The sequence below is a fragment of the Roseovarius albus genome, assembly GCF_900172335.1.
In the GTDB taxonomy this organism is placed as follows: Bacteria; Pseudomonadota; Alphaproteobacteria; order Rhodobacterales; family Rhodobacteraceae; genus Roseovarius; species Roseovarius albus.
This window is the reverse complement of sequence record NZ_FWFX01000004.1, coordinates 143409-163613: the sequence shown is the minus strand read 5'-3', so window position 1 is coordinate 163613 and position 20205 is coordinate 143409. Positions and strand designations below refer to the sequence as shown.

Annotated in this window: 21 protein-coding genes; 5 read left to right on the top strand and 16 right to left on the bottom strand. The window is 53.3% G+C overall.

Annotated elements, in window-relative coordinates:
• Positions 1 to 25 precede the first annotated feature (25 nt).
• Together ctrA and sciP are read right to left on the bottom strand one after the other, a co-directional pair.
• Positions 26 to 745, bottom strand: a complete 720-nt coding sequence (gene ctrA, locus ROA7450_RS08160) for a response regulator transcription factor CtrA (RefSeq protein ID WP_085805211.1) — start codon at positions 743 to 745, stop codon at positions 26 to 28.
• Between the two features lie 92 nt (positions 746 to 837).
• Positions 838 to 1125: a CtrA inhibitor SciP gene (gene sciP, locus ROA7450_RS08155; protein ID WP_085805210.1), complete on the bottom strand. Its 288-nt coding sequence runs from the start codon at positions 1123 to 1125 to the stop codon at positions 838 to 840.
• 122 nt (positions 1126 to 1247) lie between these two features.
• Between sciP and mnmA the strand changes: the two genes are divergently transcribed.
• Positions 1248 to 2387 (top strand): tRNA 2-thiouridine(34) synthase MnmA, encoded by a 1140-nt coding sequence (mnmA, locus tag ROA7450_RS08150; protein ID WP_085805209.1) that lies wholly within the window; start codon positions 1248 to 1250, stop codon positions 2385 to 2387.
• A gap of 5 nt (positions 2388 to 2392) precedes the next feature.
• Here the strand turns inward: mnmA and ROA7450_RS08145 are convergent, their stop codons facing one another.
• The 13 genes from ROA7450_RS08145 to pyrH all read right to left on the bottom strand — a co-directional run bounded on the left by ROA7450_RS08145 (position 2393) and on the right by pyrH (position 14981).
• Entirely contained in the window at positions 2393 to 2953 is a 561-nt protein-coding gene (locus ROA7450_RS08145; protein WP_085805208.1) for a hypothetical protein, read from the bottom strand.
• Between the two features lie 24 nt (positions 2954 to 2977).
• A complete protein-coding gene (gene lpxB, locus ROA7450_RS08140) occupies positions 2978 to 4144 on the bottom strand; it encodes a lipid-A-disaccharide synthase (RefSeq protein ID WP_085805207.1) in 1167 nt (388 codons plus the stop codon).
• Entirely contained in the window at positions 4144 to 4947 is an 804-nt protein-coding gene (locus ROA7450_RS08135) for an LpxI family protein (RefSeq protein ID WP_085805206.1), read from the bottom strand. The genes lpxB and ROA7450_RS08135 overlap by 1 nt, the downstream gene beginning before the upstream one ends.
• Positions 4944 to 5759, bottom strand: coding sequence for an acyl-ACP--UDP-N-acetylglucosamine O-acyltransferase (gene lpxA, locus ROA7450_RS08130; protein WP_085805355.1), 816 nt, complete (start codon positions 5757 to 5759; stop codon positions 4944 to 4946). Before lpxA ends, ROA7450_RS08135 begins: the two co-directional genes overlap by 4 nt.
• Before the next feature lie 5 nt (positions 5760 to 5764).
• Positions 5765 to 6229, bottom strand: coding sequence for a 3-hydroxyacyl-ACP dehydratase FabZ (fabZ, locus tag ROA7450_RS08125; RefSeq protein ID WP_085805205.1), 465 nt, complete (start codon positions 6227 to 6229; stop codon positions 5765 to 5767).
• Between the two features lie 70 nt (positions 6230 to 6299).
• A complete protein-coding gene (locus tag ROA7450_RS08120) occupies positions 6300 to 6887 on the bottom strand; it encodes an OmpH/Skp family outer membrane protein (protein ID WP_159454025.1) in 588 nt (195 codons plus the stop codon).
• An 8-nt stretch (positions 6888 to 6895) separates the two neighbouring features.
• On the bottom strand, positions 6896 to 9223 hold the full coding sequence (gene bamA, locus ROA7450_RS08115; protein WP_085805203.1) for an outer membrane protein assembly factor BamA: 2328 nt from the start codon (positions 9221 to 9223) through the stop codon (positions 6896 to 6898).
• A gap of 339 nt (positions 9224 to 9562) precedes the next feature.
• Positions 9563 to 10912 carry an RIP metalloprotease RseP gene (gene rseP / locus ROA7450_RS08110; protein ID WP_085805202.1) on the bottom strand — a complete coding sequence of 450 codons (1350 nt, stop codon included), beginning with the start codon at positions 10910 to 10912 and terminating at the stop codon, positions 9563 to 9565.
• 1 nt (position 10913) lies between these two features.
• Positions 10914 to 12107 carry a 1-deoxy-D-xylulose-5-phosphate reductoisomerase gene (dxr, locus tag ROA7450_RS08105; protein WP_085805201.1) on the bottom strand — a complete coding sequence of 398 codons (1194 nt, stop codon included), beginning with the start codon at positions 12105 to 12107 and terminating at the stop codon, positions 10914 to 10916.
• The gene (locus tag ROA7450_RS08100; RefSeq protein WP_085805200.1) at positions 12104 to 12886 is read right to left on the bottom strand and encodes a phosphatidate cytidylyltransferase; all 783 of its coding nucleotides are present in this window, start codon (positions 12884 to 12886) and stop codon (positions 12104 to 12106) included. The genes dxr and ROA7450_RS08100 overlap by 4 nt, the downstream gene beginning before the upstream one ends.
• On the bottom strand, positions 12886 to 13608 hold the full coding sequence (uppS, locus tag ROA7450_RS08095) for an undecaprenyl pyrophosphate synthase (RefSeq protein ID WP_085805199.1): 723 nt from the start codon (positions 13606 to 13608) through the stop codon (positions 12886 to 12888). Before uppS ends, ROA7450_RS08100 begins: the two co-directional genes overlap by 1 nt.
• Positions 13609 to 13625: 17 nt before the next feature.
• A complete protein-coding gene (gene frr / locus ROA7450_RS08090) occupies positions 13626 to 14189 on the bottom strand; it encodes a ribosome recycling factor (RefSeq protein WP_085805198.1) in 564 nt (187 codons plus the stop codon).
• 60 nt (positions 14190 to 14249) lie between these two features.
• The gene (gene pyrH / locus ROA7450_RS08085) at positions 14250 to 14981 is read right to left on the bottom strand and encodes a UMP kinase (protein WP_085805197.1); all 732 of its coding nucleotides are present in this window, start codon (positions 14979 to 14981) and stop codon (positions 14250 to 14252) included.
• 148 nt (positions 14982 to 15129) lie between these two features.
• On the opposite strand from pyrH, the gene miaA reads away from it, so the two are divergent.
• Both miaA and ROA7450_RS08075 read left to right on the top strand, forming a co-directional pair.
• Positions 15130 to 16011, top strand: a complete 882-nt coding sequence (gene miaA / locus ROA7450_RS08080) for a tRNA (adenosine(37)-N6)-dimethylallyltransferase MiaA (RefSeq protein ID WP_085805196.1) — start codon at positions 15130 to 15132, stop codon at positions 16009 to 16011.
• Positions 16012 to 16094: 83 nt separating this feature from the next.
• Positions 16095 to 16913: a helix-turn-helix domain-containing protein gene (locus tag ROA7450_RS08075; protein WP_085805195.1), complete on the top strand. Its 819-nt coding sequence runs from the start codon at positions 16095 to 16097 to the stop codon at positions 16911 to 16913.
• On the opposite strand, the gene ROA7450_RS08070 is transcribed toward ROA7450_RS08075, so the two are convergent.
• Complete coding sequence (locus ROA7450_RS08070; RefSeq protein WP_085805354.1) at positions 16910 to 17506, bottom strand: lytic transglycosylase domain-containing protein; 597 nt, start codon at positions 17504 to 17506, stop codon at positions 16910 to 16912. The two genes, ROA7450_RS08075 and ROA7450_RS08070, sit on opposite strands and share 4 nt — an antisense overlap.
• A 187-nt stretch (positions 17507 to 17693) precedes the next feature.
• Here ROA7450_RS08070 and ROA7450_RS08065 point away from each other — a divergent pair, with 187 nt between their 5' ends.
• Together ROA7450_RS08065 and typA are read left to right on the top strand one after the other, a co-directional pair.
• A complete protein-coding gene (locus ROA7450_RS08065) occupies positions 17694 to 18194 on the top strand; it encodes a single-stranded DNA-binding protein (RefSeq protein WP_085805194.1) in 501 nt (166 codons plus the stop codon).
• A gap of 181 nt (positions 18195 to 18375) precedes the next feature.
• Positions 18376 to 20199, top strand: a complete 1824-nt coding sequence (typA, locus tag ROA7450_RS08060) for a translational GTPase TypA (protein ID WP_085805353.1) — start codon at positions 18376 to 18378, stop codon at positions 20197 to 20199.
• The last annotated feature ends 6 nt before the right edge of the window (positions 20200 to 20205 follow it).

Here is a 20205-nt window from a genome sequence, read left to right as displayed (position 1 = left end):
AACCTCGATCTTTATCATCCAAGAATTAGGCGCCAATCGCCAGACGGTGACCGTTGTCCATCTCTGCCGGTTGCGGATCACGAAGCACATAACCGCGCCCCCAAACAGTTTCGATGTGATTGAACCCTCCCGTCGCTTCTGACAGCTTCTTCCTCAACTTGCAGATGAAAACATCAATGATCTTCAGTTCCGGCTCATCCATCCCCCCATAAAGGTGATTGAGGAACATTTCCTTGGTCAAGGTTGTACCTTTACGCAAGGAAAGCAGCTCTAGCATCTGATATTCTTTACCGGTCAGATGGACCGCATCCCCATCGACATCAACTGTTTTGGCATCCAAGTTCACATTGATCTGTCCGGTTCTGATCACTGATTGGGCGTGCCCCTTTGATCTTCGGATTATGGCGTGAATGCGCGCCACCAATTCTTCTCGGTGAAAGGGTTTAGTCAGATAATCGTCGGCACCAAACCCGAAGCCTTTGATTTTACTCTCAGTATCGTCTGTCCCAGATAAGATAAGGATGGGTGTTTCGATGCGCGCCAAGCGTAGTTGGCGCAACACTTCATGCCCGTTCATGTCTGGTAATCCAAGATCTAATAAGATCAAGTCATAGTCATACAACTTGGCAAGATCGATCCCTTCTTCTCCCATATCGGTGGAGTATACATTCAGGTTGGCATGGGTTAGCATCAATTCGATGCTCTTTGATGTCGTCGGGTCATCTTCAACGAGAAGCACACGCATTAGGTCTCTCCGTAATAATAAAATCTCCGATTAAGCTTCGGCAAAAATGGTTAACTGCTGATTACTATAAGAGAACAGATAGCGTATTCTACCTATAGTTGTCTATCTTTTTTTGCGAAATTTTGCGTAGTTACCTTCAAACCCGACGTTCCAAATTTTTCATATGAAACCACCCATTCACGAAATTCGTCTTCACTGAGCTGATATTTTTTCAAGGCTTCCGATTGTGAAATCAAACCGTATAAAACGCCTCTCACCACTGTGAGTTTCCGCGAAGCGACCCAACGCCGCGTGTTCGCATCGGGCAAATCCGCCTGTGTTAAAACTTCTCCATTAGGTAACGTCACAGCGCGCGGCCCGTACACTTTCTTCAGAAACATCGCATCTACCTTTTCTCTGACGCCGATAGAATTGTCACAGACGGTTAACGCACGGTGAAACTGACCCTTGAGAGTAGTTAGGATTTTCCTATATTCCGAAGCATCTGCGCCGGAGACATAAAATGCCGCTTGAAACGCCCCTGAACTCCCTTGGCTTTGCCAAGGCCCCAGCCGACACCCGTGTCGTCGTCGCCATGTCCGGTGGCGTCGATAGCTCGGTCGTGGCCGCACAGTTGGCAGAAGAAGGCTATGATGTCGTCGGTGTCACTTTGCAGCTCTACGATCACGGTGCTGCATTAGCCAAGAAAGGGGCCTGCTGTGCCGGCATCGACATTCATGACGCCCGTCGCGTGGCCGAGGACATGGGCTTTCCGCATTATGTTCTGGATTACGAGAATATCTTCAAAGACGCGGTGATAGATGAGTTCGCCGACAGCTATCTTTCGGGCGCGACCCCTGTGCCCTGCATTCGATGCAATGAACGGGTAAAGTTTAAGGATCTTTTGGAAACAGCAAAGGACCTTGAGGCCGACTGCATGGCCACGGGCCACTACATCCAACGCAAGATGGGCGCAAATGGCTCCGAACTGCATTGCGCCACCGATGCCAACCGTGACCAAAGCTATTTCCTGTTCTCAACCACGCCTGAGCAGCTGGATTTTCTGCGCTTTCCATTGGGTCACCTGCCCTCCAAGAATGCGACTCGCGAGCTGGCATCCAAGTACGGCCTGATGGTCGCGGATAAACCCGACAGTCAGGACATATGCTTTGTCCCCAATGGCAACTATGCCAGCGTCATCGAAAAGCTACGCCCCGGTGCTGCTGAACCGGGTCAAATCCTGCATGCGGATGGCCGCGTACTTGGGGATCATAACGGGGTGATCCATTACACCATCGGCCAACGCCGTGGGCTGGGCATTGGGGGCCTGTCAGAACCACTCTACGTGGTAAAGCTCGATGTCGACCAAAAGGCCGTCATCGTCGGGCCGAAAGATCTGCTGTCGACCCGCACCGTGCCTGTGCGCGAAATCAACTGGCTGGGTGACGAACCCTTTGAGAGCCGTGACGAATGGAACGTCTCGGTCAAAGTTCGCTCCACCCGCCCTCCGCGCGAGGCGGTCATTCGCCCCCTTTCGGCCACAACAGCTGAGGTTGAGTTGATCGTCGCCGAAGAAGGCATCAGCCCCGGACAAGCCTGCGTATTTTACGAAAACGACAGCAGTCGCATTTTGGGCGGTGGCTGGATCTGGCGCGGATACTAATCAAGTCAGGAAATGTCGGTTCCTGTGTTCACCAACACATAGACACCGGCCAATATCATCGCAATTGCGCCCAACTTTTCTAATCTAGGAGCCCAATGCCTCATGGGCTTCGCAACAAGTGCGGCCAAGCCCACAATCGTCCCTACAGCTATGATCGCCCCAACAATCACTGCTGTGCGATAGCTGGGTAAACTATCCGCCAAGAGCGGCATCATCACAGCAAAACTATCAAACGACATACACAAAAAGATAACCGCAATGCCCGCCGTACCAGTGTATTTCGGTGTCTTTATTTCGCCTTCGTCCTTGGCACGAAACAACAATGTCCAGACGCCCAAAACGATCGGAACCAGCCCGAGGTACCCGATCTGTCCTGACATCAACTGCGCGAGACCCAACGCCGCGAGCAGTGCAGCTCCAAGCATAAGCACTTGCGACAGGATATAACCAGAAACAGCCTGGGAACGCCCAACCGACAGAATAAATGCAAGAAGAACCGCGAGATTGTCTAAACTAGTCAGAAGCTGTGCAATCGCAGCAGAAAATGCAAATGTGATTAAGTCCATTCGAGAATAGCTCTCCCACTATGCCTATTCTGCCTCGCCATCGTTCATTCGTTTTAAAACGGCCTTGGCGGCACGTAAACCCGGCGCTTCGCCACCTTTTCCCAAACGCTCCATCGTCAGGCGCATGGCGGCAATCTGATCCTCTGGGTGCTCTTTGATCTCGCGTAACTGTTCCGCAATCAACTCGGCCCGGCAATTTTCAAACAAACACTCCGGCACAACTCTTGTATCACTCACCAGATTAACCAGCGTGGCCGTATCGATCAATGCCATACGTTTCATCAGAAATCGCGTGATCTTATTGAAATCATAGGCGATGACCATCGGAGTTTCAGTGGCGGCCAGTTCAAGCGACACAGTCCCCGAGGCAGCCAACGCCAAGTCTGCGGTCCGAAAGGCTGCGCGTTTGTGTGCCTGAGCGGTTGCCAGATCGTAAGCATTCGGGTCCAGCACGTGAACCATGACGCCCCAATCTCGTACCTGTTGTTTCACTAAGTCAGCAACGGAACCTGCAGCTGGAACCACAACTTCGAACTCCGCATTCATCTGCTTAAAGGCCGTGATCGCGGGGCCAAATACAGGAGCCAAGCGGTTGACCTCCCCCCGACGTGATCCAGGTAAAGCAAGCAAAACAGGTCGATCTGAAAGTTCGAACTCAGAGCGAAAGTTTTTTATTTCTTCGTCAGTTGCATTTGGTTCCTCAACCACTGGATGCCCCACAAAATCGCACTCCATCCCGGCTGCCGTCATGTACGGTGGCTCAAATGGCAAAAGCGCCAGTACATGGTCGATAACTTTGGCCATCTTGTCCGCGCGCTTTGGTCGCCATGCCCAAACGGAGGGTGCAACATAGTGCACAGTCCTGATAGTGCTTTCGGCTTTCACCAGTTTCGCAACACGCAAGCCAAAATCCGGGCTATCGATGGTAATCAACAAATCGGGCTGCAGGTCCAACACCGCTTTTGCGGTCTGGTGTAGACGCCGTCGCAATTCGGGGTACTTCGGCAGAACCTCCGCCAATCCCATTACGCTCAGTTCATCCATCGGAAACAGACTTTGCATACCTTCAGCCTGCATCAATTGTCCGCCGACACCGTGAAATTCCACCCCTGTCTGCAATTTCAAACCAGCCATGAGGGCCGCACCCAGCTTGTCACCAGACGCTTCCCCCGCGACCAGAAACACCCGCATCAAAAGCTCTGTGCAGACAGGAAAAGACCTGCCTTTTCAATCTCGGACAACGTTTTTTCACGCTCTAGGATCATCACGCGACCGGCTTCAATCACGATGCCGTCCAACCGTGCATCTTTGACGGCCTGCACCGTTTTGGGTCCTATCGCAGGCATATCAACCCGAAGGTCCTGCCCCAGCTTGGGGGCCTTGACCAGCACGCCACCCTTAGCATGACTGGATTCATCAGTCTCTGAGACGAACTTCAGCAATGCATCCGTGCCTTGCAGGGTTTCAATGCCCAAACATTGCCCATTCCCCACCACACAACCCTGTCCTACATCCAGTGGCGACAGCGCTGCTAAAATGTCCTGAGCCCGGGTGATGTCCCCCGCATTGGCTTCACTAACCTCTGGTCCCAAATGCAGACCAGCTTCAGCCGTCAGTTCCGGCACCAGTTCATGTGCACCAAGCATGGTGAAGCCCTGCTCTTCGAAGAACGCGATCACCCGCCGTAACAGCGCATCGTCACCCGCCTGCAAAGCCCCCAGCAACCTTGGGGCGAATGCCATAATCACCGGATCAAACTCTGCCGGGTTCAAAGGTGGACGCGTCAGAGAGCCGGCCAGAACAACGCGATAAACGCCCTGATCTTTCATTGCTGCGAACAGACCGCCAATCTTTTCGATTTGATGCACATCGACATCACACTCCAGATCATTGGGCACGCCCTTTAAACCAAAGCACAGGGCCTCTGGGTGATATTCAGCGATCAGAACCGGTAAGACACCGGCGCAGGCAATAATACCGAGTTTTCCGCTCATTTCCGATTTCCGGGTTTCGGTGTCAGGAAAGAACGATCGGTCTCTCCTGTGACAAACTCTACAATCTGTTTGACATGTTCACTCTGCGCGGTTTCGCCCAAATCTTTGGCTCGCTCCATGAACGATCCACCAGCCTCGTTCGAAAGCCTCTGAAATGCCGCCCGCAACTCGGAAATATCTGCGCGTGCCAAACCCCGGCGCTTGAGCCCCACAAGGTTCAGCCCGTCCAATTCACCGCGCGGCGCCTGAACCAAACCGTATGGAATAACATCATTGGTCACCATGGAGACAGCCCCGATGATGGCCCCTTGGCCAATGCGCACCCATTGGTGAATGCCAGACAGTCCACCAATGATCACGTCATCACCGATGATACAGTGCCCTGCAAGCGCCGCGTTATTGACCACGATCACACGATCGCCGACCTGCACGTCATGTGCAACATGGCAGCCCGCCATGAATAGGCCATCGTCGCCCACACGCGTCACGCCACCACCGCCTTCGGTGCCGGTATTCATGGTCACATGCTCGCGAATACGATTGCGCGCGCCGATAATCAGCTTGGTGCTCTCACCCTTGAACTTCAGGTCCTGTGGAATTTCGCCGATGCAACTGAACGGAAAGATCACCGTATCATCGCAGATCCGGGTATCCCCTGTCACAACGACGTGAGACTTCAACTCAACGCCATCACCTAAAACCACCTCTTCGCCGATATGGCAAAACGGGCCAATCTGCACGCCCTGCCCCAGCTGCGCACCGGGCTCGACAATTGAGCTGGGATGAATTTGGGTCTCTGGCCTGCTCGCCATGTCCATCATTCCTTGGGTGCGTCAATCATGGCCGCAAATTCCGCTTCACAGGCCACCTCACCATCAACCGAGGCCTCACCCAGGAATTTCCAGACTTTACCACCGGGGCGGCCACGCATTGTTGTTACTTGCAACTCAAGCACGTCACCGGGCACGACCATGCGGCGGAACTTACATTTTTCAACCGACATGAAATAGACCAGCAGTCCGGCATCTTCTGCGTTTAACCCCATCGATACCAGAACCGCAGAGGTCTGTGCCATGGCTTCGATTATAGTGACGCCTGGCATGATCGGCTTACCCGGGAAATGTCCCTGAAAGAACGGCTCGTTAATGGTGACGTTCTTGATGCCCTTGGCCGACTTGAAGCCGTCAATGTCCACGACCTTGTCGATGAACAAAAACGGATACCGATGAGGAATAAGCCGTTGGATCAAATTAATATCAGCAGATTTCATCGGCTCGCTCATGTTACGCCCTTTCGACCATTGTTCTTTTAAATGATCCCTAGCAATTCAAGCAGGCGCGAGCAAGAGAGGCTCACTCTTGTGAGGTCTCATTTTCTGGATCATCGGCGTCGGGCGAAATGCCCTCCGGCTTTCCGTCACCGATCTTCTGATCAATGCGGGCGATTGCCATGTCAGTGATATCCACAACATCGCGCCGCAACAGCACACTCCGTTTGTCCAAGATCACGGTACCACCAGTTTCAACCATCAATTCGACTAGGATCGGTTCGACTGTTCTCATAAACGCAACAGGAGCAAGGTCCCGGCTTCGCTCCAGATCCCGCACCTGCTTGTCGCTGGCTCGACGTAGATTCTGAACTTTGACGTCAAACGCATCCGCCAAGGCTTTGAACTCTACTGGGGCGGTTTCTTCCCTCAACTCTGTCAGAAGTTTCTCTTCCGCTTCAAGCTCCGCTTCGATCTGACGGTTTTGTGCGCTTAGTTTTTCGCGAGCGGCTTGGTATTCGGTCGTCATCATTTTACCAAACATCGTTTCTGTAAAAAGACGATCCGTATCTAAAACGAGAAGGTCGCTTTGGACGACCCCCAATGACTGAGCGGCTGCTGTGGTCGCCAAAAAACCTGCCACACAGACACATCGCAACAGCTGCCAGATCATGGTTAGCATCAGAAATTCGACCGGACTGTCAAATCAAAGGTCTGCTCTTCATCTCCAGGTTGATCTTCGAGCGCACGTGAGAAGTTCATGCGCAGCGGCCCAAAGGGCGATTCCCAGAAGACAGAGACACCGATCACGTGGCGCAATTCGAAATCTTGAGAGTTCACCGCACTTGTCGCATTTGTTGTATCAATGCCCCAAATTGAACCGATATCGTAGAAGGCACCACCGGTGATACCGTATTCATCTGGCAGGCCAATTGGGAATTCGGCCTCAAACTTCAAAGCCGCGAAGTAATCACCGCCAAGATGCTCAGTTCCTTCAATCGGGCCGATCCCGTTAGGCTCAAACCCGCGGATGATTTGCTGGCTATAGCGATCAACGGCGCGGCTCTCTTGGTCGTTGAAGTAGCTCAGGGCACCGCCCTCCAAAGTGGCACGCAATGTGACTTCTTCGCCAAAGGCCAAGGTCTGACCAACAATTCTGGCGGTTGTTTCAATATAGTCCTGATCCCCACCAAGGCCATTGAATTCCTGCCCAAAGGAAAGCAAAACTCCGGCATTTGGGTTCAACCCTGTTCGACGGGTGTCATAGGTGTAGCGGTACCCGATCCCGCTCGAAAAGCGGCCACTTTCTGCGACTTCGCTAGCAAGGATCCCGGACGTGCCCGTATAGTCGTCCATATCCGAGTAGCCAAAGCTGTAAAATAGGCTTAACCGGCCATTTTCGCTGATTGGGAATGCGATGCTGGGAGTTAAATCTGCAGTTGTGGTATCGAACAGGCTATTCCGGTCGCTCGTTTCGAACAGCGACGTTGACAGGCCAAATTCCAAATCACGTCCCAAGAAAGCCGGTTCTACAAAATTGATACGGTAGTTAATCGTATCGGCGGAACCCGCGATTCGGGCCGAGAGCTGTTGCCCCCTTCCTAAAAAATTGCGTTCGGCGAAACCAATGCTCAATCCGAGTCCATCGTTAGTTGAGAAACTTGCTCCGAAGCTGACACTACCAGTCGTTTGCTCTTCGACGTCGACATCGACAACAATCTGATCCGGGCGCGACCCCTCACGTGCTTCGACATCGACTTCAGAAAAATACCCCAAGCGCTCAATACGGTCAGAGGCTTCGCGAATTTGACGTGGGTTAAATGGATCTCCTTCAACGACATCAAATTGGCGGCGAACAACCCGGTCAAGTGTCGTTGTATTACCTTCAACATCGATTCGTTCGACAAATACGCGGGGGCCCCGAACCAATGCGAACTCAACATCCAACGTCAGATCACGATCATTGCGGCTGATACGTGGTTCAACCCTTAGGAAATCAACGCCATCCTTGATGCCTTGGCGTTCCATGCGGGCAATCGAGCTTTCGATCAACGTGGGAGAATAGACGACACCAGGGCGCACTTTTAGGATATCTTGATAAACATCCGCATTAACACCTTTGATCTCGCTAACTGTCGTGATTTGCCCAAACCGGAACTGTTGCCCTTCTTGAACATTAAACGTCACAAAATAAGTGTCTTGCTCGCGGGCCAACTCGGCATTTGTTCCTGTCACACGAAAATCAACATAGCCACGCGAGTTATAGAAATCCGTCAAAACCTGTTTGTCGAACTCCAGTCTATCCTCAACAAATGAATCGCGCGCAATAAAGGCCCGCAGTAGGCCCGCTTGTTTACTGCCAATCACCTTGCGCAGTCGTCTGTCAGAATATGCGCGGTTGCCTACAAAACTGATGCGTTGAACCTCAATGGCTCCACCTTCAAAAACTTCAAACACCAGATCGACCCTGTTGTCGCTGCGTTTGATGATCTTTGGAGTGACTCGTGCAGAGGCACGCCCATTCTGTGCATAAGCCTCGGTGATGATTGCGGCATCACGTTCGGCCTTGGTAGGACTGAAAACTTGACGAGAGCGGCTCTCAATGAAGCCAGACAGATCATCGTCCTTAAGCTTCCGATTTCCTTCGAAGGCGATTTTGTTGATGGTTGGGAATTCCTTGACCTTGATCGTCAGGTTGCTGCCACGCGGCACCATTTCTACCGATTCAAACAGCCCGCTGCCTAAAATATCCTGATAGGCTTCGTTCAACTGCCCAGCGGAAACGGTTTGCCCACGGCTGATGCCAGCATAATTGAGGATTGTATTCGTATCGATCCGTTGGTTGCCTTCTACCGAAACAGTATTGAATTGATAGGTTTGGGCAGCCGAGTTCTGTGGAAACGACAGCGCGGCGATCAGCGTCAGAATCGCAAATAGCATCCCAAACGTTGGCGCAAAATACCTCGCCTGAAGATGCTTCAGACCCCGCCCCCAATTGAATTTATTCATTCTTGTAACCCAGTAAGACATCCCTTTGGTGAATGTCACTAACCGGACTCCGGTGCCTTGTCAAAAGACCAATGCGCCAGAATATCAAACGGCAACGGACTGCCGCTTAAATCGCACAATTACAGTAACAATGAGCCGAAGAATGCACCTGCAAACAGGGCAACAAGAACCGTTGCCACGTAGAGAATTCTATCCCAGTTCAGGTTGAACAGGAGTGATAGTCCACGAAATCCACTGGCACCTTGAATCATGACAGCCTCACAATGTTTGCTCAGAAACGTCTACCTCAAGATTGCGGCATCATTCCGTGAGAGATTGTGGCGAAACTGTGACGCTCGATCATGGGCACAAAATATCATTCGTTAGCGCAAAGGCCATTAAACCCAGAACAAATATAAGACCAAAGCTCATCAGCGCATGCATAACCCTCGCACTTGGAGGCCGTCGAACAACTGCCTCGTAGGCATAGAAAACCAAGTGCCCACCATCCAAGACAGGGATCGGGAACAGATTCATCAGCCCCACGGCTGCTGAAAGAATTGCGATGAAGTTAATGAAACTACCCGCGCCTTGGTTCGCCATTGCGCCCGAGACCTGGGCAATGCCAAGCGGCCCCGACATGTTGCAGCTGCTGATCGCGCCCGTCACCATATGATACAGCCCAGATAGCGAGGATTCGATTACGGACCAGAGACGAGCGACGCTAGACAAGAGCGCCTCTCCTATGCCGATCGACGTAGTTGCAGGCTCAAAGGCAAGGCCACCCGCGATGCCAATGCGCCACTGGGTCTCAAAGCTGCCGTCTGCCCCGCGGTCATCAACGCGCTTCGGGCTGAGATTAAACTCCAGAACCTCCCCAGCCCGCCAGATATCCAGCGCCAGTTCTTTGCCGTTCGATCCTTCAACGATGTCTTTCAATTCTGAAAACGCAGTCAATGGGGCGCCATCCACGTTTAGGATCACATCACCATTCTTCAGACCTGTAGAATAGGCCGCCGAACGGGGTGCAAGACCCACAATCACCGGTGGTCGCGGATACGGGCCCGCGACACTAATCGCTCGGCCATCGCGGACAACATCATAATCAAGAACCGGCTCGATGGGCAGATCATTGAGAAAGGCATCGAACGCGCCTGCGGTTCCCCAATCAGGCACCTCGGTCCCGGCAATGCGAACAACCTGATCGCCGGGCTCCAATGTGATTTCCTCAATCGGGGACGGACGCAGTTCGCCAATGGCCAAAGGCTCCTTGATCTTGCCCTGCACTATTGAAATCCCGGCGAATATGAGAACCGCCAGCACGAAATTGAAAATCGGGCCCGCAGCGACTGTGGCTGTTCGGGCCCACAGCGGGGCGCCATGCATTGTGTGCCGGCGTTGCGCTTGATTCATTGCCTCCACGGTTTCGGCATCCACGCCCGCGCTGGCAGAATCAGCATCGCCGAGGAATTTTACATACCCCCCCAAAGGAAGAGCGGCCACTTGCCACTGAGTGCCGTGCTTGTCGGTACGCGCCCACAACACCGGTCCAAAGCCCAGCGAAAACACTTCGGCCTTGATTCCACACCAGCGCCCGACGATGTAATGTCCATACTCGTGAATCGCGACAATGACAGAGAGCGCCAACACAAAGGCAATGGTTGTCGTCAAAGCACCGCCAAATTGCGGGATGATCGAAGAAAATTCCAAACTAGCCTCTCAGTACTTTTTGTTGCGCGTCGCTATTGAACACGCGGGCATCGACAGATTCGCGCGCTATCCGGTCGATGTGTTGCACATTATCTAAGGTCACTTCCGCATCAATCAAACTGCTTGATCCGGTAATTCCCTCAAGAACCGCCTCGACATTGGCGCTCATATCACAAAACCCGATCCGACCAGCCATAAAATGATCCAGCGCACGTTCTTTCGCAGCATTAAATACTGCTCCGCTCAATCCGCCACGTTTCATCACTGATTGGGCCAACCGCAACGCCGGGTAATTGGTCAGATTGGGGGCATAAAAGCTCAATTGGCCCTGCGTCGCCAGATCCAGCATCGGAACAGGTAGTGGCCTTCGCTTGGGCCAATTCAGCGCATACCCTATGGCATGACGCATATCCGGGGCACCAACATGGGCCATCATTCCCCCGTCGCAAAATCCAACCAGGGCATGTACCAGGGATTCTGGATGAACTAACACTTCAACTTGCTCAGGCTTCAGGTCGAAAAACTCTTTTGCTTCAAGCACCTCAAGTGCTTTGTTGAACATTGAAGCGCTATCAATCGTGATCCGCGCACCCATTGACCAGTTTGGATGTTGCATCGCTTGCTTGGCGGTGGCCTGCGCCATCTGCTCAAGCGTCCAGTCGCGAAATGCTCCACCACTGGCCGTTAGAATGACGCGTTCCACTGTTGAGATATCTTCGCCATTCAGCGCCTGAAACACAGCTGAATGTTCACTGTCCACAGGAATGATCTTAGCCCCATGCTGCTGTGCCGCCTGCATCAACAATGGTCCGGCTGTAACCAGCGATTCTTTGTTCGCCAGCGCTAGCGTCGCACCCTGCTCCAGTGCAATTAAGCCGGGCTTCAGTCCCGCTGCCCCGACAATCGCCGACATCAGCCAGTCAACTGGTCTACTGGCCGCTTCTTCCAAAGCCCTAGTGCCCGAGGCGGCTTCAACCCCACTATTCCGCAAAGCATCGCGAAGCTCGGGTAACTTGTCGTCAAAGGCCGTGACTGCCACTTCGGCGTTAAATTCCACTGCATCCGCAGCAAGCTGGGCCATATTTGCACCCCCGGTCAGGGCCACTACATCATATTGGTCTTTGTCGCGACGGATCAAATCGATCGTGCTTTGGCCGATCGATCCGGTTGCGCCAAAGATAGAAATACGCCTCATGCCGCACCCGAGCTCAGCAAACCTATGATCCAAAACAGCGCAAACACTACCGATGCCCCCATCATGCCATCGAACCGATCCAGAAACCCACCATGCCCGGGAATAAGATCCGAGCTATCCTTGACCCCCATACGTCGTTTCAAAGCACTTTCGGCAATATCACCCATCTGGCTACTAAAGCTCAGGATCACTGAAACGATAACGAACCCGATTCCCATGCCCGTTGGTCCCGTGAAAATGATCCCGATGATCGCCGCAGCCACCCAGCCGGCAGCCGTGCCAGACCATGTTTTCTTTGGGCTGACCGCTGGCCAAAATTTCGGCCCGCCAAACATACGCCCAGCAAAATACCCAGCAATATCTGTACCAACTACGATCAGCACCAGCCAAAGCATCCAAGTAAGCGCCGCCTCGTGGCGAAGCAGGATGAACCCAAAGCAGGCAAACAAAATCCACAGCGCATAGCTAACAAACAGGCCCCTGTCACGCTCAACGTTCGAGGCTGTGACGATGACGGCTGCCCCCAAAATCGGAATCACCAGTAGCGCTGGCAAGATTGCGGACAAGAACACCGCAAATCCACACAATGCTGCCTGCGACACCGCCTTGGGTGCCATGAACATCCGCATCACTTCCCAAATCATCACGCCAGCAATGATCGATATGGCCAGCGTAAACAGCCAACCACCTACCAGGATGACGCATAGTCCCACTGCCGCCATGACAAGAGCAGAGATCACACGCGGCTTCAGATCAGCCCATTGCGTTGATCCCGCCATCAGGACACCGCCCCGTAGCGACGCTCGCGTGACCCGTAAGAGGTGATGATCTTAGAAAATATTTCTTCTGTGAAATCCGGCCAGAGTGTCTCGACGAATTCATATTCTGAATAGGCTGATTGCCAGAGGAGAAAGTTAGAAATGCGCGCTTCCCCACTTGTGCGGATCACAAGGTCTGGATCGGGTAAAACACACGTATCCAAATACTTTGGAAGTGTTTCTTCATTTACTTCTTTGGGGTCCAACCGGCCATCCGCAACATCCTGCGCCAATCGTTTGGTGGCGCGCGAAACCTCATCGCGTCCACCATAGTTCAAGGCAACGGTGAGATGGATACCATCGCATCCTTTGGTTAGCTGCTCCGCCTCATCCATCAGTATCTGCAGTTTACGGTCTAACCGCAGACGATCACCAATAAACCGTACCCGCACATTTGATTTCACGAATTCCTGCATTTCCGATACTATATAACGATGAAACAGCTTCATCAGACCGGCAACTTCGGTCTGAGTTCGTTTCCAGTTCTCGGTCGAAAAGGCAAAGATTGTCAGATATTTGACGCCCAACTTTGGGCACGCCTGTACAACATCGCGTACGCGACGCGCACCAGCATGGTGCCCGAACAGGCGGGGCCGACCCCGCGCCTGCGCCCACCGGCCGTTCCCATCCATGATGATCGCGACATGGTTCGGCCCCCGCTGTGTGTCAGTTGTGCTGACCATGGCGCGCCCTCCGGTCCTCAGACCTGCATAATTTCGGCTTGCTTGTTTTCAAGCGCTTCATCAACGGATTTTATGTAGCTATCCGTCAACTCCTGCACCTCAGTTTCCCAGAACTTCTGGTCATCTTCCGACATGCCATCGGACTTGGCCTTTTTTATTTGGTCCATGCCATCCCGACGCACATTGCGGATCGCAACGCGACCATTTTCCGCATATTGCGAGGCCACCTTGGTCAATTCACGGCGACGCTCTTCGTTGAGCTCAGGAATGGGGAGCATGATGATCGTGCCGTTAAGTTGAGGATTGATCCCCAAGCCACTTTCACGAATAGCTTTTTCCACTTTCCCAACCAAGGATTTGTCCCAGACATTCACTGTCACCATCCGGGGTTCTGGTACATTCACCGTCCCCACCTGATTGATTGGAGTGGGTGAGCCGTAGGCATCTACCATCACCGGCTCAAGCATGCTGGCCGAAGCGCGCCCCGTACGCAATGATGCGAATTCAGTCCGCAAAGATGCAATTGCGCCGTCCATGCGGCGCTCTAGATCCCCAGTATCCAGTTCGAAGTCATCCGACATATTTTTATCCTTCTTGCGGCCAGTTCTTCGTCCTGCGCCGTATCTTTAAATCTTTTAACGTCAGCCGTGCACGGTTGTATAGGTGCCGATGCCATCCAATATGCTGCGGAACCCACCGGGCTCATCCAGACTGAAGACAATGATTGGCAAATTGTTGTCGCGCGCTAATGCAATCGCGCTGGCATCCATCACCTTCAGGTGCTTGGCCAAAACCTCATCATAACTGACCCTGTCGTAGCGTTTTGCATCGTCATTTGTCACAGGATCTTTGTCGTAAACGCCATCGACTTTGGTACCTTTGAAGATGGCCTCACACGCCATTTCATTAGCACGCAATGTTGCCGCCGTGTCCGTTGTAAAATAAGGGTTTCCGGTGCCTGCAGCAAAGATGCAAACCCGTTTTTTTTCTAGGTGACGCACTGCACGACGGCGAATGTATGGCTCGGCCACTTCGTCCATCCGAATGGCCGAAATAACTCGGCAGAACACACCCAGCTTTTCCAACGCGCTTTGCATCGCCAGCGCATTCATCACCGTGGCCAGCATGCCCATATAGTCGGCTGTGGTCCGTTCCATGCCCTGCGCGCTGCCTGACAACCCTCGAAACACGTTGCCGCCACCAATGACCATGCAAATCTCAACCCCAAGATCGTGGACGATTTTCACTTCTTTGGCGATTCTTTCAACGGTCGGCGGGTGCAAGCCAAATCCCTGATCCCCCATCAGTGCCTCGCCCGAGATCTTCAGCATGACACGTTTGAACTTAGAGTCGGGGGTCTCGGATTCGGACATAGGGCAGCGCTCCGCAAAATGATTAGGCTAATTGATGTGCAAAATGTCGGAAATTGCGGCTAGGTTCAATCGCAGAGTCGGCCTCTGCACGGAATTTGCGCAAATCTTTCTCGCATCTAGAGATATTCTGACCTATTGGATAGGTCCGATGATAGACATTTCCGCCATTCCCAAAGAAAAACCTGTCCTAATTGCCGGGCCAACCGCCTCTGGCAAATCTGCGCTGGCGCTACGCATTGCGCAAGAACAAGGCGGCGTGATCGTGAATGCCGACGCCATTCAGGTGTTTGACAACTGGCGCGTGCTTACTGCGCGCCCCTCACTCGAAGATGAGCAACAGGCACCGCATTTGCTTTATGGGCATATTGCGCATGACGACCCTTATTCTGTGGGTCATTGGCTACGCGAAGTGGCTATGGTACTTAAATCAGGTGTCAGACCGATAATCACCGGAGGAACCGGCCTCTATTTCACGGCTCTGACTGAAGGATTGGCCGAAATTCCGCCAACTCCCTCGAAAATACGCGAAGACGCCAACAAAAAGCTGAGCACTAAAGGACTAAGCGCGATGTTGGCTGATATCGATGACGAAACCCGCTCTCGTATAGATGTACAGAACCCAATGCGGGTTCAGCGCGCGTGGGAAGTTCTGCAGACCACAGGCCGTGGATTGACCGATTGGCAGGACAACACTCCTCCTCCTTTGTTGCCTTTGCAAGGCACCATACCGCTTTTGGTGGAATCCGAAAAAGAGTGGTTAAACAATCGCATAGAAAAACGATTTGATGTGATGTTAAAGCAAGGTGCACTTGAGGAAGCACGAGAAAATCTAGCGGTTTGGGATCCTTCACTCTTGTCCTCTAGGGCTATCGGCGCACCCGAGCTGATTGCGCATCTCGATGGTCGGCTAACATTGGATCAGGCGAAAGAACGCGCCACAATCGCCACACGACAATTTGCCAAGAGACAACGCACCTGGTTCCGCGCGCGTATGTCAAAGTGGCAGAAGGTGCCTGCGACATCTCTTTAAGTTACCCAAGTTAGTTGCTGACATCATTGTAGTCTTTTGCGAAAATAAGAGTAAGTTTACGTACAGATGAAACCGGATCTGCGATGACCACTGCTCACCCGCGCCTCCTTTCACTTGCCCAATGGCTGGGCCTTGCGGGATGGCGCGCACAGTTGCCTCACAGCAGCACGGATCACGTCGTGATTTGGCTTACCCGTGGTCAGGGCCTTTGCTTATTACAAGGCCTGCGGCGTGGTATGGGCGCGCGCAATGCACTGTGTATTCCAGCGGGGGCCTTGTTTTCCTTTACCCCCGGACCGCAAGTGTTTGGTCTGGTTTGCCTGATCCCTGGCGACAGTCAGATCGAGATGCCAAACAAAGCACTACATTTACGGGTGCGGGACGCTCGCGATCAAAGTGAGATCACCGGCATTTTGGAAACCATGCAACGCGAGCAAAACGCCAACCGCCCCTTCATGTCCGAAGCCCTTGCGGCACAAGCGCAGCTGTTAACAGTCTGGGTGCGACGCTGGATTGCCGAGCACCCAGCCGAGTCTAACCCCGCGCCAAGCGCAAGCGATCGCCTTGTTCAAGCCTATGCAAATTTGATCGAGTACGACTATGCAACTGGGAAACCCATGGCAGATTATGCCAAAACCCTTGGCGTCACCCCAACCCACCTGACAAGATGTTGCCGGTCTTCTTCCGGCCTGACGGCGGCAACACTATTGACGCAACGCATTCTCCATGATGCCAGAGACAAGCTCGAAACGACCACGCTACCAGCAAAGGATATTGCTGCCTCGCTTGGATTCAGAAGTGCCGCTTATTTTTCGCGCTTTATCGTGAAGCACACGGATCAAACACCATCTGCATTGCGCAAAGCCTCAAATCAGAGATTACAGCCAACATCTAAGGCTTAACCACCCCAGATGACCTTCACGTAATTTCGGGTTTCCTTATAAGGTGGAACGTCCCCGTATTTCTTAACCGCCTGCGGGCCCGCGTTATAGGCCGCCAGTGCCAGCCGCCAAGAGCCGAACTCGCGATACTGCTCTGCCAGATAGCGCGCACCACCATCCAAATTTTCATAAGGATCATGCGGATTCACACCCAAATACCGCGCGGTGCTTGGGATCAACTGCGCAAGACCGATGGCACCTTTGTGTGATTTGGCCCGTGGATTCCAGCCTGATTCCTGCTGCACCAGTCGCAGGAAAAGATCTTGAGGAATACCGTGACGATGTGCTGCATCGCGGGCCATGCCCAAGTACTTGCCTTTGTATTTGCCGTGATAGCCCCGAACCAGTGCTTCATCGCCCCACTTCGTGGGTGTCCGTATCTTTTGCGGTTTGAGCCGGACCGAGTTGTTATACTGCTGCTTGGCGCGGGTATCCAGAACGCCGGTTTGTGATTTGAAAAGCTTGTTGCGGTTTTTGCTGGAAAATGTATCCGCCGCCCCCATGCTTGGAGTCAGCAGGCCCAAAGCCATCACTGTTAATGTAAACGCACGCATGCCTGTCACCACCGCCCTCAACTTGTCGCGCACTATAGATGGTTTCATTCAAAGATCCAGCAAGATGCGAAAATGCGCAATATCCTGCAGCCGCAAGGAACAATATTTACAATTTTAACCTTTCCTTCACGGCCATACAGTGTTGTAAGCCTGAAGTAACAAAATTCACGAATGCAAGGAGGTCGCAATGGCCGGTTCCGTCAACAAGGTAATCCTCATCGGCAATCTGGGCCGCGACCCCGAAGTGCGCACATTCCAAAATGGCGGCAAGGTTTGCAACCTGCGCATTGCCACATCGGAAAATTGGAAAGACCGTAACACCGGTGAGCGCCGCGAGCGCACCGAGTGGCATTCTGTTGCGATCTTCAACGAGGGCCTAGTGCGGGTGGCGGAACAATACCTGCGCAAAGGTTCCAAGGTCTATATCGAAGGCCAATTGCAAACCCGAAAATGGCAAGATCAAAGCGGCAACGACCGCTACAGCACCGAAGTGGTTCTGCAAGGCTTTGGCAGCACTTTAACCATGCTTGACGGTCGTGGCGAAGGCGGCGGCGGTGGTGGCCAAGGCGGCGGATATGGTGGCGGATACGGCGGTGGTGGCCAAGGCGGTTACGATTCCGGCCCCTCACAAGGCGGCCAAGGTGCCGGAGGTGGCCGTCAGGATTACGATGACGAAATCCCGTTCTAAGTCGCAAGCCATAGCGACACACTTAACGGCTGCCATCAGGTGGCCGTTTCTGTTTTCAGCATCACGCTGATATAAAAGCCATCAGCCCATGCAAAGCCGCCATGCAATCAGATTTGCCTCTGGCCTTTTGCCGCTTGCCCGTATAGGGCGCGGGGAAACTCAATCAGGAAAGCTTTTTCAGATGGATCTGCGCAACATCGCCATCATCGCCCACGTTGACCACGGCAAGACCACGCTTGTTGACGAGCTGCTCAAACAATCGGGTGCCTTCCGCGCCAATCAGGCCGTTGATGAGCGCGCCATGGACAGCAACGATCTGGAACGTGAACGCGGTATCACCATCTTTGCCAAGCCCACATCGGTGGAATGGAAAGGCACCCGCATCAACATCGTTGATACCCCCGGCCACGCCGATTTCGGTGGCGAGGTTGAGCGGATCCTGAGCATGGTTGACGGTGTAGTTCTGCTGGTTGACGCAGCCGAAGGCCCGATGCCACAGACCAAATTCGTAACCTCCAAAGCGCTGGCTCTAGGCCTGCGCCCTATCGTGGTTCTCAACAAAGTCGACAAACCCGATGCCGAGCCTGATCGCGCATTGGACGAGTGTTTTGATCTGTTCGCTAGCCTCGACGCAAACGATGATCAGCTTGATTTCCCGCACATGTATGCCTCGGGCCGCTCCGGCTGGGCTGACCACGAGCTGGACGGTCCCCGCAGTGACCTCTCTGCTATGTTCGATCTTATCGTCAATCACGTCCCTGCCCCTAAGCAGCTGAACCACGTTGACGAAGATTTCCGTATGCTGGCCACCACTCTGGGCTCCGACCCGTTTGTGGGCCGTATCCTGACGGGCCGTGTTGAATCCGGTCGTCTCAAGGTTGGTGCAACAGTTCAGGCGTTGTCGCGTGTTGGTCAAAAAATTGAACAATTCCGCGTCACCAAAATTCAAGCCTTCCGCGGCCTGCAAACCCAAGACATTGAAGAAGCGACCGCAGGTGACATCGTCAGCCTAGCTGGCATGTCGAAATCAACCGTGGCCGATACCATATGTGCCTTGGCCGTGGATGAACCGCTGGAAGCCCAGCCAATTGATCCGCCAACCATCACCGTGACCTTTGGCATCAACGACAGCCCACTGGCTGGCCGCGAAGGCAAAAAGGTGCAATCGCGTGTTATTCGTGAACGTCTGATGAAAGAAGCGGAATCAAACGTCGCCATTCGCATCACCGACACCCCCGGCGGTGAAGCGTTCGAAGTCGCCGGTCGCGGCGAACTTCAGATGGGTGTTTTGATCGAAAACATGCGCCGTGAAGGCTTTGAGTTGTCAATCTCACGTCCACAAGTTCTGTTACGCGAAGATGAAAACGGCAACAAGCTGGAGCCTATCGAAGAAGTCACGGTCGACGTCGATGATGAATACTCTGGCGCCGTCATCGAGAAACTGACCAGTACCCGCAAGGGCGAATTGACCGAGATGAAACCAGCCGGGGCTGGCAAAACCCGCATCATGGCGCTGGTGCCATCGCGTGGCCTGATTGGCTATCACGGTGAATTCCTGACCGACACCCGTGGCACTGGCGTTCTAAACCGTGTATTCCATTCCTGGGCCCCACACAAAGGCAGCATTCCGGGCCGTCGCGCAGGCGTTCTGATTTCCATGGAAAATGGTGAATCTGTCGCCTATGCCCTGTGGAATCTGGAAGATCGCGGCAAGATGTTCATCGGCGCGCAGGCCAAGATCTATACCGGCATGATCATCGGTGAACATTCGCGAGAAAACGATCTTGAGGTGAATCCGCTAAAAGGCAAGAAGCTGACCAACGTCCGCGCTTCGGGAACTGACGAAGCCGTTCGCCTGACCACCCCGATCACCCTGTCGCTGGAAGAGGCCATCGCCTACATCGACAATGATGAACTGGTCGAAGTGACACCGGAATCGATCCGCCTGCGCAAGCGTTACCTTGACCCGCACGAGCGCAAGCGCCACGCGAAGTCACTGACATAAGCAGTT

Bases quoted from the DNA above. Each gene is read 5' to 3' on its own strand.
- ctrA (WP_085805211.1), bottom strand. From the start codon at position 745: ATGCGTGTGCTTCTCGTTGAAGATGACCCGACGACATCAAAGAGCATC.
- sciP (WP_085805210.1), bottom strand. From the start codon at position 1,125: ATGTTTCTGAAGAAAGTGTACGGGCCGCGCGCTGTGACGTTACCTAAT.
- mnmA (WP_085805209.1), top strand. From the start codon at position 1,248: ATGCCGCTTGAAACGCCCCTGAACTCCCTTGGCTTTGCCAAGGCCCCA.
- ROA7450_RS08145 (WP_085805208.1), bottom strand. From the start codon at position 2,953: ATGGACTTAATCACATTTGCATTTTCTGCTGCGATTGCACAGCTTCTG.
- lpxB (WP_085805207.1), bottom strand. From the start codon at position 4,144: ATGCGGGTGTTTCTGGTCGCGGGGGAAGCGTCTGGTGACAAGCTGGGT.
- ROA7450_RS08135 (WP_085805206.1), bottom strand. From the start codon at position 4,947: ATGAGCGGAAAACTCGGTATTATTGCCTGCGCCGGTGTCTTACCGGTT.
- lpxA (WP_085805355.1), bottom strand. From the start codon at position 5,759: ATGGCGAGCAGGCCAGAGACCCAAATTCATCCCAGCTCAATTGTCGAG.
- fabZ (WP_085805205.1), bottom strand. From the start codon at position 6,229: ATGAGCGAGCCGATGAAATCTGCTGATATTAATTTGATCCAACGGCTT.
- ROA7450_RS08120 (WP_159454025.1), bottom strand. From the start codon at position 6,887: ATGATCTGGCAGCTGTTGCGATGTGTCTGTGTGGCAGGTTTTTTGGCG.
- bamA (WP_085805203.1), bottom strand. From the start codon at position 9,223: ATGAATAAATTCAATTGGGGGCGGGGTCTGAAGCATCTTCAGGCGAGG.
- dxr (WP_085805201.1), bottom strand. From the start codon at position 12,107: ATGAGGCGTATTTCTATCTTTGGCGCAACCGGATCGATCGGCCAAAGC.
- ROA7450_RS08100 (WP_085805200.1), bottom strand. From the start codon at position 12,886: ATGGCGGGATCAACGCAATGGGCTGATCTGAAGCCGCGTGTGATCTCT.
- uppS (WP_085805199.1), bottom strand. From the start codon at position 13,608: ATGGTCAGCACAACTGACACACAGCGGGGGCCGAACCATGTCGCGATC.
- frr (WP_085805198.1), bottom strand. From the start codon at position 14,189: ATGTCGGATGACTTCGAACTGGATACTGGGGATCTAGAGCGCCGCATG.
- pyrH (WP_085805197.1), bottom strand. From the start codon at position 14,981: ATGTCCGAATCCGAGACCCCCGACTCTAAGTTCAAACGTGTCATGCTG.
- miaA (WP_085805196.1), top strand. From the start codon at position 15,130: ATGATAGACATTTCCGCCATTCCCAAAGAAAAACCTGTCCTAATTGCC.
- ROA7450_RS08075 (WP_085805195.1), top strand. From the start codon at position 16,095: ATGACCACTGCTCACCCGCGCCTCCTTTCACTTGCCCAATGGCTGGGC.
- ROA7450_RS08070 (WP_085805354.1), bottom strand. From the start codon at position 17,506: ATGCGTGCGTTTACATTAACAGTGATGGCTTTGGGCCTGCTGACTCCA.
- ROA7450_RS08065 (WP_085805194.1), top strand. From the start codon at position 17,694: ATGGCCGGTTCCGTCAACAAGGTAATCCTCATCGGCAATCTGGGCCGC.
- typA (WP_085805353.1), top strand. From the start codon at position 18,376: ATGGATCTGCGCAACATCGCCATCATCGCCCACGTTGACCACGGCAAG.